Source organism: Shewanella saliphila, assembly GCF_014648295.1.
GTDB classification, from domain to species: Bacteria; Pseudomonadota; Gammaproteobacteria; order Enterobacterales; family Shewanellaceae; genus Shewanella; species Shewanella saliphila.
Genome location: NZ_BMQV01000033.1, coordinates 1 through 11,751, shown reverse-complemented (window position 1 = coordinate 11,751; position 11,751 = coordinate 1). Strand labels below are relative to the sequence as shown.

13 protein-coding genes are annotated in these 11,751 nt (G+C 41.0%); 3 read left to right on the top strand and 10 right to left on the bottom strand.

What is annotated here, in order from left to right; translation table 11 throughout:
• Positions 1–3 precede the first annotated feature (3 nt).
• From uspE to ccoN, 10 genes are all read right to left on the bottom strand, one after another.
• Entirely contained in the window at positions 4–933 is a 930-nt protein-coding gene (uspE, locus tag IEY48_RS14410; protein WP_188921509.1) for a universal stress protein UspE, read from the bottom strand.
• Positions 934–1,030: 97 nt separating this feature from the next.
• Complete coding sequence (etrA, locus tag IEY48_RS14405) at positions 1,031–1,783, bottom strand: electron transport transcriptional regulator EtrA (RefSeq protein ID WP_188921507.1); 753 nt, start codon at positions 1,781–1,783, stop codon at positions 1,031–1,033.
• A gap of 55 nt (positions 1,784–1,838) precedes the next feature.
• Positions 1,839–2,528, bottom strand: a complete 690-nt coding sequence (locus IEY48_RS14400) for a sulfite exporter TauE/SafE family protein (protein ID WP_188921505.1) — start codon at positions 2,526–2,528, stop codon at positions 1,839–1,841.
• A 5-nt stretch (positions 2,529–2,533) separates the two neighbouring features.
• Complete coding sequence (ccoS, locus tag IEY48_RS14395; protein ID WP_188921503.1) at positions 2,534–2,722, bottom strand: cbb3-type cytochrome oxidase assembly protein CcoS; 189 nt, start codon at positions 2,720–2,722, stop codon at positions 2,534–2,536.
• Positions 2,719–5,112, bottom strand: coding sequence for a heavy metal translocating P-type ATPase (locus tag IEY48_RS14390; protein ID WP_188921502.1), 2,394 nt, complete (start codon positions 5,110–5,112; stop codon positions 2,719–2,721). The genes ccoS and IEY48_RS14390 overlap by 4 nt, the downstream gene beginning before the upstream one ends.
• Positions 5,113–5,115: 3 nt before the next feature.
• Entirely contained in the window at positions 5,116–5,595 is a 480-nt protein-coding gene (locus IEY48_RS14385) for a FixH family protein (RefSeq protein WP_188921500.1), read from the bottom strand.
• A 114-nt stretch (positions 5,596–5,709) separates the two neighbouring features.
• Complete coding sequence (gene ccoP / locus IEY48_RS14380; protein WP_188921575.1) at positions 5,710–6,678, bottom strand: cytochrome-c oxidase, cbb3-type subunit III; 969 nt, start codon at positions 6,676–6,678, stop codon at positions 5,710–5,712.
• 5 nt (positions 6,679–6,683) lie between these two features.
• On the bottom strand, positions 6,684–6,860 hold the full coding sequence (locus IEY48_RS14375) for a cbb3-type cytochrome oxidase subunit 3 (protein ID WP_188921498.1): 177 nt from the start codon (positions 6,858–6,860) through the stop codon (positions 6,684–6,686).
• A gap of 9 nt (positions 6,861–6,869) precedes the next feature.
• Positions 6,870–7,496 (bottom strand): cytochrome-c oxidase, cbb3-type subunit II, encoded by a 627-nt coding sequence (gene ccoO, locus IEY48_RS14370; RefSeq protein ID WP_188921496.1) that lies wholly within the window; start codon positions 7,494–7,496, stop codon positions 6,870–6,872.
• 12 nt (positions 7,497–7,508) lie between these two features.
• The gene (ccoN, locus tag IEY48_RS14365; RefSeq protein WP_188921495.1) at positions 7,509–8,936 is read right to left on the bottom strand and encodes a cytochrome-c oxidase, cbb3-type subunit I; all 1,428 of its coding nucleotides are present in this window, start codon (positions 8,934–8,936) and stop codon (positions 7,509–7,511) included.
• A gap of 269 nt (positions 8,937–9,205) precedes the next feature.
• Between ccoN and IEY48_RS14360 the strand changes: the two genes are divergently transcribed.
• The 3 genes from IEY48_RS14360 (at position 9,206) to IEY48_RS14350 (ending at position 11,652) form a co-directional block, all read left to right on the top strand.
• Positions 9,206–9,658, top strand: a complete 453-nt coding sequence (locus tag IEY48_RS14360; RefSeq protein WP_188921493.1) for a hypothetical protein — start codon at positions 9,206–9,208, stop codon at positions 9,656–9,658.
• Between the two features lie 346 nt (positions 9,659–10,004).
• Entirely contained in the window at positions 10,005–10,256 is a 252-nt protein-coding gene (locus IEY48_RS14355; protein ID WP_188921579.1) for a hypothetical protein, read from the top strand.
• Between the two features lie 100 nt (positions 10,257–10,356).
• Complete coding sequence (locus IEY48_RS14350; RefSeq protein ID WP_188921481.1) at positions 10,357–11,652, top strand: tyrosine-type recombinase/integrase; 1,296 nt, start codon at positions 10,357–10,359, stop codon at positions 11,650–11,652.
• The last annotated feature ends 99 nt before the right edge of the window (positions 11,653–11,751 follow it).

Sequence of the window (11,751 nt, the reverse complement as noted above, 5' to 3'; positions counted from 1 at the left end):
CGACTATTCTTCTAAAGGTGATTTATATCCGTCAGGTTTAATCGCTAATAAGTCACAATTAATACTATCGATAACATGTTCAGCTGTATTGCCTATTAATGCTGCCGAAAATCCAGTACGACCGACAGTGCCAAGTACTACTAATTCGGCATCCAATTTACTGGCTAACTCTGGAATAACATCTTCAGGTAAACCTTCTTCTACATGGCAATTTTCAAGCGGAATATTATATGCCTGAGCGAGATACTGCACGCGTTGCTCATGCTGCATTCTCACGGTATTGTTATAGATGTTGGCATCAAAGTCAGGCAGTTCGATTGCTAAATTAACAGGGGTACCAGGATAACCATTAACGAGATGAACACTCGCAGAGAACTTTTTAGCTAAATTGAGGGCTTGGGAAATGATTTTGCCATTTAATGTTTGATGATCATCATCTTCACTAACCACATTTACGGCACAGACAATTTTACCCGCAACTGGCCAATCATGTTCTTTAACCATCAATACTGGTACCGGTGATTTACGCATTAAATGCCAATCAGTGGGCGTGAATATCACAGCTTTCAGTTTGTCATGTTGATGGGTACTTTTAACGATTAAATCAAAATCGCCATTAATCGCAAAATTTATCACACTTTCAAATGGACGGTTATGCCATACCACTTCGGTGTTTATTGTGAGGTTTTTACTGTTAAACCCACTAATGGCACTCTCTAACCAAGCAATACGTTGGTCAATGACCCCTTGGCGCATTGCTTCGCGTTCTTGGCTAGACAGAATGGAGGTCATTTCATAAGAGAAGTCGAAAATAGATAAAAATGCGGTGATTTCAGCATTACTCTTTGAGGCAAGTTCGACTGCACGTGCTAATGCAGGTTGATGATCAGTCGTTGGATTTATCACCACCAAAATCTTTTTATAATCCTTCATATAACCTCCAAAGCTGTTGAATTTATTTTATTTTAACTAAATATAGTATTACCGTTTACTAATAAATAAACCATGAGGTAGATCATACAAATTAACTTTAAGTTGCGATACGTGAACTGCCGGCTAATTGAGCTAGTGCGTCATTATCGACAATACTGATGTATTTGCCATTCACTTCAATTAAGCCAGCTTTTTGAAAACGGCCAAGCAAACGGCTAATTGTTTCGACAGTAAGACCAAGATAGTTACCGATGTCGCCGCGCGTCATGGTTAATCTAAATTCCTTGTTTGAAAAGCCTCGGCTGCCAAATCGTTTAGCAAGATTACTGATAAATGCTGCAAGACGTTCTTCAGCGTTCTTTTTCGAAAGCAACAGGATCATCTCTTGATCGCTCATGATTTCACTGCTCATTAAGCGCATAATTTGTTGACGTAATTTAGGCATGGTACCGGCGAGGATATCGAGAGTATCAAATGGAATTTCACACACCATTGAGGTTTCGAGTGCTTGAGCAAAACTTTGATGCAATTGAGCATGTATGCCATCAAACCCGATAACATCACCCGCAAGATGAAAACCTGTAATTTGTTCGTCACCTTGTTCTGTAATGGTATAGCTTTTAATGGTGCCTGAACGGATGGCGTACAGTGACTTTAAACTATCACCTGATTTAAAAATGAGATCACCTTTTTGAATGGGCTTTTTACGCTCAATAATATTATCTAGTTTATCAAGCTCATCATTATTCAACGTAAATGGAATACACAATGATTCCATACTGCAATCGTGACAATGAATTGCACAACCGCTGGTTGATGGTCGACGAGCTTTATTTAGATCTGAAGTCATACCCAATCTCAGTTGATGTAAACATTAACATAGTAAACCAAATTGCTATTACTAACTAGTTTAGCTGACTAAAAGCAATATAAAGTGTTTGTAAACCAAAGAGCACTAATAGTAAACCACTCAATAGTCTAACCGCCTTTTTTTGTACCCAATTAGCCAGTGTTTTAGCCGCTACGCCAGCAGCAAGTAAAGCAGGCAATGTGCCAAGGCCAAAGGCAAACATAATCAGGCCGCCTTGGAGTGCACTGCCAGACGCAACAGACCATGTTAAGGTGCTATATACTAGGCCACAAGGCAACCAACCCCATACCATTCCTGCCAGTAAAGCCTGCCGAGGATGTTTAATGGGTAACACTTTACGCGTTAAAGGCTGCAAATAGCGCCACAAAATTTTGCCGAATTTTTCAATATGGACAATACCTGACCAAATTTGCGCGATGTACAAACCAGTACATATCATCATAATGCCAGCAAAAATACGCAATACTAATAAATAGGTATCTGCATCAAATAATTGACCTAGCGCAGAGGCACTCGCACCCACAAACGCACCGGCAAGGGTATAACTTGTAATTCGGCCCAGGTTGTAGCTGAGTAAAAATGTTAATTGGTTGGCTAATTGATTTGTACCACGATTAGGGATATTTGCTGAAAAAGCACCAATCAGGCCGCCGCACATCCCAAAGCAATGAGCAGCGCCCATGAGCCCAACCAAAAAAGCCCCACCGACATTATATTCAATCATAATGTTTACTCTGTTTTCGTTGGTTTTTCATCTGTATTATTAGATGGTTTTATTTGCTCATCATCGAATAGAATTGACACACTTTGACGGTCTAAATCGTCAAACTGTTCAGACTTAACCGCCCAAAAAAAGATCGCAACAGCAATGAGCACAAACAACATTGCAATAGGGATTAATACATAGATGATACTCATAGCTTTATCCTAAGTAGCCTCAAACTGTTACTCACGACAATAAGCGAGCTAACAGACATACCAATAGCGGCAAGGTAAGGGGCAACATGTCCCGTTACTGCTAACGGTAAAATAATCACGTTATAGGCAAACGCCCATAATAAATTTTGGTGAATAATACGCTGTGCTTGTTTAGCTACATTAATCGCATCGTTAAAGCGTGACAAGTGGTCACCAAGCAATATGAGATCAGCATTATTTTTAGCAATCGCACTGCCACTGCCCATCGCAACAGACAAATCGGCACCCGCTAAAACGGGCGCATCATTAATACCATCGCCAAACATTGCCACTTGTTTAGTTTGTTGTAACTGGTTAACCAGCGACAGTTTACCTTGAGGCGACAATCCAGAGTGTACGTCAGTAATTCCAAGCGTTTTAGCCAAATACTCAACATGGCCGGAGTTGTCACCACTGGCAATACTTAATCCAATTTTAGCTTGAGTTAATTTGTCGACCGTGTGTTTACAGTCTATGCGTAATTGGTCGAGCATTTCAATGGTTGCAACCAACTGATTATCTATCGACATGTAAATAAGCTGAGAATGTTGCACATTGTGATCAGATAACGAAGCCTGAGGTAATACAAATTCATGCTTACCGATCCTGACAAGTTGATTATCAACGGTAGCTGCAATGCCTAAGCCAACATGATGCTCCATTTCGGTCACGGTATATTGGTTATTAAAGTAAGGTTTAAATGCTTGAGCGATAGGATGTAACGAGCCTTGCTCTACAGCAGCAGCGAGCGCGAGAATGTATTCAGATTGATAACCCTTTGCGAGCACAATGTCACCAATCGACAATTGCCCGCACGTTAATGTGCCAGTTTTATCAAACACCACATGGTTAATTTGTGTGAGTTTTTCAAACACACCTGCTTTACGGGTAATGATACCTAATTTAGTAAAAATAGCCGTCGCACAGGTAACGGCTGTCGGTGTGGCTAATGCGAGTGCACAAGGGCAGGTCGCCACTAAAACCGATAAGGTAACCCAAAATGCATCTTCTGGAGAAATAAAATGCCAAACAATATAAGTCACTAATGCTATCGATAAAATCGTTGCGGTAAAATATCTTGCCAGTCTGTCGGCAACCAGTGCAATAGCAGGTTTATTGTTTGACGCCAATTCTTGTAAACGGATGATTTCGGCAACAAGCTGATCTTGGCCTAATGCCGTGACTTTAACTTGTAATGGCTGCTCAACGTTAATGGTGCCCGCATAAACAGGGTCATTAAGCTGTTTGGTAATGGGCATTTGCTCACCAGTGAGCATGGCTTCATTGGCACTCGATTGACCAGACACAACAACGGCATCTGCAGCAATAACCTCACCGGGTTTAACTAAAATCACATCGCCAACACGAAGTTGTTTAGCTGCAATTTCAGTCGTTTGTCCGTTGTCGATTAAATGGGCTGTCAGCGGTATCAGTTTATGTAAATTACTCGAGCTAACAGAGGCTTTTTGGCGTGCAGTTTGCTCAAAGTAGCGTCCAAGCAATAAGAAAAAAGTAAACATTGAAACCGATTCAAAATACACTTCGCCATTACCTTGTACCGTGGCAATACAACTGGCAATAAAGGCACCGCCAATAGCAACAGACACAGACACGTCCATATTGAGCCTACCGCTGAGTAAACTGCGCAGAGCACTAAAATAAAAGGGTTGTGCAGAATACAGCACCACAGGGGCGGCAAAAATTAAACTCACCCAGCGGAAATAATCCCTAAATTCGACTTCTAAATCAGTAAAGTAGCCAGTGTATAAGGCAAGGGCAAACATCATTACTTGCATGGTTGCAAAGCCAGCTAAACCTAAACGCAGTAAAAACTTACGGCTGTCAGCTTTAGATTGTTTTTCTTGTTCATCAACTTGATAAGGTGCCGCTTGATAGCCAATTTGGCTAATAAGCTGCAAAATCTCACTTAAATGAATGGTTTTATTATCCCAACTAACTAAAGCGCGTTGAGTGGTGGAATTCACTTGAACATTATTGACACCGGCAACGGGTTTTAGTTTGTGCTCAATTAACCAAGCACAAGCAGCACAGGTTATACCGTCAATAGATAATGAGGTTGAATCAATATCACCTTGTTTATGAACAAAGTCTTGTTGAACTTCAGGCAAATCGTACGCACTGTATTGCGTTAATTGCTCTGGGACTAATGCGGTTTGGCGATTACCGGGCTCACTGCGAAATTGATAATAGCTACTTAAGCCCGCATCCATAATCGCTTGCGAAACGGCCTGGCAACCTGGGCAACACATAGGTTGTGCCTGCCCATTGATGATTGTAGTGAATTGCGTTCCGGTGGTAACGGGTTCATTACAATGAAAACAGAGTATCATGAATTAATTCAGCCAATATTCAACGTCATCTTTAATGTCGATACGTTGTTGAATACGCCATTTGCCATCAAAGCCTTCAATACGTACTTCCCAAGGGCCACTAATTGCCTCTGTTAACGGGATGCGATAAATATAATTGGCATCTGCAGTGGCTTGTACATTGAAATCTTTTTCTTCAATAGTAGGGTGATAAAACTTTACGTTTAATGCTGCACGATATTCTGGGCCACCTTGTTGGGTGATCAATAGCGATTCATCATTCACTTTGATTAAGAATTTCATGCCAATTTGTTGTGCGTATTTAATTTTACGCAGGTCCATATTGATGCCTTTGCCTTCTTTATAATATTCATCTGCCACTAATGAGTCAGAGTTATCTAACGCGATTTTTAATGTGGTCAAACTGGCTATCACTGCACACATTGGTAAAACGATTAAAAACCAAGGCCAAAACTGTTTATACCAAGGGAGTTGCTTCGACATAATACTTCCTAAAAACCAATAAAATTAACCGAGCTATTTTAACGCGTAACGGCTTAATAATCACTTAAAAAAAAGGCCTCGATTAAATCGAGGCCTTATTATGAGTATTGTTAACTATTTGTTTGATAAGCTATAAACATAAGCTGCAATCACATGCACTTTCTCTTCACCGAGAATGTCTTTCCAAGCTGGCATTACACCTGCGCGGCCATTAACAATCGATTCAGAAATCACGCCACGGCTTCCGCCATATAACCACACATTATCTGTTAGGTTAGGGGCACCCATGAACTTGTTACCTTTTGCATCCATACCATGACATGCAAAACAACCTTTCATAAATGAACCTTGACCTTGTGCAGCTAAGGCTTCGTCGTGCTCACGACCAGACAGTTTAACGACGTATTCAGCTAGACCTTCAATCTCGCTGTCTTCGATAGGTAAACCACCTTTAGGCGGCATCATACCGTTACGACCGTTCATAAGCGTGGTTTTAATCGTGGCTAAATCGCCACCGTATAACCAATCGCCATCTGTTAGGTTAGGGAAACCTTTTGAGCCACGAGCATCAGAACCATGACATTGAGCGCAATTTTGTAAAAACAAACGACCGCCCACTTTCAATGCTTCTTCGTCTTTAACTAACTCTTCTAAAGGGGTAGCTAGGTATGCCGCGAAAATAGGACCATATTTTTCGTCAGCTTGCGCGACTTCACGGTCATATTGTGACAGACGATTTTCAGCTTTAGCAGCTTCTAGTGCTGCCGCTGAATCAGCTTTAAGACCTTGTTCAGTACCAATACTTTGATTAGAACTTGTCCAACCAAACAAACCTTTGTAATTACCTAGGCCTGGGTATAGAGCTAAATAGATCACACCGAACACGATAGTAAGGTAGAACATATAAGCCCACCACTTTGGCAGTGGGTTGTTTAGTTCTTCAATTCCATCAAACTCGTGGCCCATTGATTTACCTTCTTCAACACCGGTGTAGTTTTTATTCACCAGTTTAAGAAGGATAAAACAACCAACAATGACCACAATAGTCAGTACAGAAATCCAAATGCTCCAGAAGTTACTCATAATCATTACTTCTGCTCTCCTGAGTCTTTAGACATTTTTGCCAGTTCATCATCTGAAAATACTAAGTTAGCGGCTTCGTCAAATTTTGACTTGCTGTGCTTACTGTATGCCCAGTAAAAAATACCGACAAATGTCACCATTACAATAATGGTTAAAATGCCTTGAAAAGTACCGTAATCCATTATTGCCTCCTACTTGAGTGCGTGACCCAAAGATTGCAAATACGCGATTAGTGCTTGTAATTCAGTTTTGCCTTCAACCGCTTTTTGAGCGCCAGCAATTTCTTCGTCAGTGTAAAGATCGCCACCTTTGTAACCGCCTTTGTGCAGATTACGCAGGATAGACATCTTGTCACCGGTCAATTCGCCGTCTAGCGTGTTTTCAGCTAACCAAGGGAAAGCAGGCATGTTTGATTGTGGTACCACATCGCGAGGGTTGATTAAATGCACTTCATGCCATTTATCACTGTAACGACCACCTACACGTGCAAGATCTGGCCCTGTACGCTTAGAACCCCATTGGAAAGGGTGGTCCCAAACAGATTCACCCGCAACAGAGTAGTGACCATAACGTTCAGTTTCTGCACGTAATGGACGGATCATCTGGCTGTGACAGTTATAACAACCTTCACGCACATAGATATCACGACCTTCAATCTGCAGAGCAGTGTAAGGGATTAACCCTTCAACGGCTTGAGTGGTATCCTTTTGGAAAATCAGCGGCGTAATTTGCACCAAACCACCAAAACTAATGGCAATCACAGTGAAAATAGCAAGCAGACCCACATTCTTTTCAATTAATTCATGATTAAATTTCATCGAATCTGCTCCTTAAGCTTCTGCTAACGCTGGTAATGATTCTTTAGGCGCTTTAACAGTGCGTAACACGTTATAAGCCATAATCAACATACCGGTTAAGAAGAAACAACCACCAAGAAAGCGTACAAAGTAGAATGGGTAAGATGCTTCTAAACTCTCAACAAAGCTGTACGTTAACGTACCGTCAGAGTTTACTGCACGCCACATAAGACCTTGCATAACACCAGAAATCCACATACTTACGATGTATAAAACGGTACCGATAGTGGCCAACCAGAAGTGGACATTCACTAGCGAGGTGCTATACATACGACCATGGCCAAATAACACTGGCACTAGGTGATATAGCGAACCAATTGATACCATTGCAACCCAGCCTAGCGCGCCAGAATGAACGTGACCAACGGTCCAGTCAGTGTAATGAGATAACGCATTTACCGTTTTGATTGCCATCATTGGGCCTTCGAAGGTAGACATACCATAGAAAGACAATGAAACAACTAAGAAACGTAACACTGGGTCTGTACGTAGCTTATGCCAAGCACCAGATAGCGTCATAATACCGTTAATCATACCGCCCCAAGATGGCGCGAATAAGATTAATGACATCACCATGCCTAAAGACTGAGTCCAGTCAGGTAGGGCAGTGTAATGTAAGTGGTGAGGACCGGCCCAAATGTATAACGCAATCAATGCCCAAAAGTGAACAATCGATAAACGATAAGAATAAACAGGACGTCCAGCTTGCTTAGGCACGAAGTAATACATCATCCCCAAGAAACCAGCAGTAAGTAAGAAGCCTACAGCATTATGTCCGTACCACCACTGAACCATTGCATCGACCGCACCTGAGTACAGCGAGTAAGACTTAAACAGACTTACAGGTACTGCCATTGAGTTCACAATGTGCAATACTGCAACAGTGATGATAAAGGCACCAAAGAACCAGTTAGCCACATAAATATGGGAAGTAGTTCGTTTAGCGATTGTGCCAAAGAAAACGATTGCATAGCTGACCCAAATTATCGTAATTGCGATATCAATTGGCCATTCTAATTCTGCATACTCTTTACCTTGGGTGTATCCCATTGGTAAAGTGATTGCAGCTGCAATAATAACTGCCTGCCAACCCCAAAACGTAAATGCGGCTAATTTAGGCGCAAATAGACGGATTTGACAAGTACGTTGCACAACATAGTAGGATGTAGCGAAAAGGGCTGATGTTCCGAACGCGAAAATCACCGCATTGGTATGTAAAGGTCGTAAACGACTAAACGTTAACCAAGGTGTTTCAAAGTTCAGTTGTGGCCAGATTAACTGAGCCGCAATCAATACACCCACTGCCATACCAACGATTCCCCACAAAACTGTGGTGAGTGCGAATTGGCGGACAATAGTGTAGTTGTAATCAGCGCCTGTAGACTGGGAATGGTTCATCATAATGCTTCCACGGCTTATTACTTTTACTTTTAATATTTAGTAAAGCGAGCTTTACCAGTTAAGTTGACAAATGGTTACAAAACAAACCAAGAAGGTTATTTTTACAACAGTTTGTCAAGGTGTTACCTCGTTTTTGTTGTCTCTATCACGAGGCGATGTAATGATACTTGAGCTGAGTCAAAAAAGATACTTAACAACATGACTCAAATTTGATTTAGATCAATATATCCCAGTTAAAACGTTCAATATTTCACAAAAGGTTAATAGCAGTGCCTAAAATAATCAAAATGGTTTCAGTAGTATTTTTCTTAATGTTTTTAATGGCATGTGATAATAAAAAAAATATCGAAAATTCTTCATTTGCAATCGACACCACACTCTGCCAATTTTCTGTGGGTGAATGTTATAAAAAAGTTGCTGATTTAAACGTAGGTTTAATGCTCGATCCTGTGCACACACCAAGTGAAAAACCACTTAATCTTACGCTCAAATTTAGTCAAGCGATCACTAATATTTCAGTAAGAGTAGAAGGGCGCGATATGTTTATGGGAGTAATACCTGTGACATTATCTGCTATAGAAAACAATCAAGCACACGGCACACTCATATTTGGCTCGTGCAGTAGTGATTACATGGTATGGCGGGTATTTGTCACTTTTGATTACCAGGGGCAGCAGCGCACATTAATGTATGATTTTTTAGCGGATAATCCACAACACTAAAAAGGTGAGAAAGTCGTTTCTCTTTTACGATAAAGAGTAGGGCACAACAGACATAGCGACTACTGGGCAAAAGGTAACGAATAGTGTTTGTCATATCAAGATTAAATTACTGTGCTTATTTCACTCTTTATGGTTCAAACAAGTTGATTTTGTTTTTAGAGAGTTAGGGTAACGGTATCATTTTTAGCATTGTGTTATGTCAATAGTCCACAATATCAATACCAAGCAACGCTCTAGAAGGTGAGTTGTTTAGTTCACAAAAATAAACACAGCACCAAAATCTAATTGATAATCATTCTCAACAATGTATAGTGATATATAAGATACATTTGAATGAGAAGGCGATATGTCTAGAGTCAATGTCACAATCGATACGGCTAAAGTGGCTCAATTGATAAAAGCAGGTCACTTGTGTGCAGCAGATTTACAGTGTTTAGACAGAGACAGCAAACAAACCTTGTGGCAATTATGTCTATGGAGTTGCCAACATCGTGTGGATTGTCAAAATACTCAGTGCCAACATCCGTGTAACGCAGACAAAAACCGACAACACTCAACCAGCAAACCAATTTCGATATTAAATTATGTCGAGTCATAAATTTCTAATCAATTGGTGCCGATAAATAACGTTATCGGCACCAGTCATAAAACGCTATAATAGTCATTAAAACAATAACCTAAACTTTAAAGTATTCGCTATGACAACAGAGCCATTGCCTCCAGTATTACCACTTTTTGACGCTGCAGAATATGTATTGCAAGGTAATCCCACTGTAAATCAATACATAACGCGCATATCTATCAGTAAAGTGACAGACGCAGGCCTTATTATAGAGCACTGTGCCGACTGGTTATTTGAGCAAAAACAATCTGAAAACAACTACAAAGCATACCGAAGCGAGCTCACCACATTTCTACATTGGTGTTTTGACGTTGTGGCATTATCGCCAATTGCCGTCACACGCAAAGACATTGCTAAATACATCGATTACTGCCAATCACCACCAAATCATTTAATTGGCTATTTTAATGTCGCGCAATTTAAACTCGACAAAGCCAGTGGTGAACGTCAGCCAAACCCACAATGGCGGCCGTTTATCGGTAAAAAGCAACTCGGTAAATGCCTGCCATATCAATTAAGTGATAACGCACTTAAAACCAAAATAGCGATATTATCGTCATTTTACGGTTACTTAATTAGCGAAGAATACACAGAGCGTAACCCGGCACAGCTTTGGTTAAAGCACAGTAGATTTGCCATTAAGCGGAAATTCACCCTAAACGAAGACAGCAATCACCACGCATTTACAGAATTACAATGGTCTTATGTTGTCAGCACCGTAAAGCAATTAGCGCAAACACAACCAGAACAACATCAGCATAGTTTATTTTTAATTACACTATTATATAGCTGCTATTTACGCATATCTGAAATCAGCGCGCGTGCAGGTTATGCACCCATGATGAGTCAGTTTCGGCAAGATCCGCATTCCAGAGTGTGGTATTTTCATGTGCCATATTCTAAAAGTGGCAAAGCCCGCAATATCGCCATATCCAAAGTGTTATTGACTAGCTTAAGTGAATATCGTCGATACCTAGGGTTAAGTGATTTACCAGGCATCAACGATCAACAGCCAATATTTGTTCGTCATAAGGCTGCAGCACACGGCCGAGAATCCGGAGTCATTAACGCCAATCTCGGCATAAGGCAAATACGTGATGAAATCGACAAGTTAATTAATCTTGCAGCAGACAATGCGGCAAAAGATGGGTTTGAGCATGACAGTCATTTAATGAAACAACTCAGTGCGCATAACATTCGTCACACAGGGATAACGCACGACATCAACATTAACCGCCGGCCGTTATCACATGTCCAGGCTGATGCAGGCCATGAAAGTATCGATACCACGTCGCAGTATTTACACACCACACAAACCGAACGTCATCAAAGTGCCGTAAATAAACGTAAACGTCTAGCGAACGGCACCTAGCAATTTATCTTTGCTTGATATTCCACGGCAATAATGACTCAACCTCGGATGAGGTCTCTGCCAAGCCTTGCAGGCACTTGGCGATATACTCATGCACGA

What these genes read in the sequence shown, in the direction of transcription:
- uspE (WP_188921509.1), bottom strand. Translation starts at nt 933, where the DNA reads ATGAAGGATTATAAAAAGATTTTGGTGGTGATAAATCCAACGACTGAT.
- etrA (WP_188921507.1), bottom strand. Translation starts at nt 1,783, where the DNA reads ATGACTTCAGATCTAAATAAAGCTCGTCGACCATCAACCAGCGGTTGT.
- IEY48_RS14400 (WP_188921505.1), bottom strand. Translation starts at nt 2,528, where the DNA reads ATGATTGAATATAATGTCGGTGGGGCTTTTTTGGTTGGGCTCATGGGC.
- ccoS (WP_188921503.1), bottom strand. Translation starts at nt 2,722, where the DNA reads ATGAGTATCATCTATGTATTAATCCCTATTGCAATGTTGTTTGTGCTC.
- IEY48_RS14390 (WP_188921502.1), bottom strand. Translation starts at nt 5,112, where the DNA reads ATGATACTCTGTTTTCATTGTAATGAACCCGTTACCACCGGAACGCAA.
- IEY48_RS14385 (WP_188921500.1), bottom strand. Translation starts at nt 5,595, where the DNA reads ATGTCGAAGCAACTCCCTTGGTATAAACAGTTTTGGCCTTGGTTTTTA.
- ccoP (WP_188921575.1), bottom strand. Translation starts at nt 6,678, where the DNA reads ATGAGTAACTTCTGGAGCATTTGGATTTCTGTACTGACTATTGTGGTC.
- IEY48_RS14375 (WP_188921498.1), bottom strand. Translation starts at nt 6,860, where the DNA reads ATGGATTACGGTACTTTTCAAGGCATTTTAACCATTATTGTAATGGTG.
- ccoO (WP_188921496.1), bottom strand. Translation starts at nt 7,496, where the DNA reads ATGAAATTTAATCATGAATTAATTGAAAAGAATGTGGGTCTGCTTGCT.
- ccoN (WP_188921495.1), bottom strand. Translation starts at nt 8,936, where the DNA reads ATGATGAACCATTCCCAGTCTACAGGCGCTGATTACAACTACACTATT.
- IEY48_RS14355 (WP_188921579.1), top strand. Translation starts at nt 10,005, where the DNA reads ATGTCTAGAGTCAATGTCACAATCGATACGGCTAAAGTGGCTCAATTG.
- IEY48_RS14350 (WP_188921481.1), top strand. Translation starts at nt 10,357, where the DNA reads ATGACAACAGAGCCATTGCCTCCAGTATTACCACTTTTTGACGCTGCA.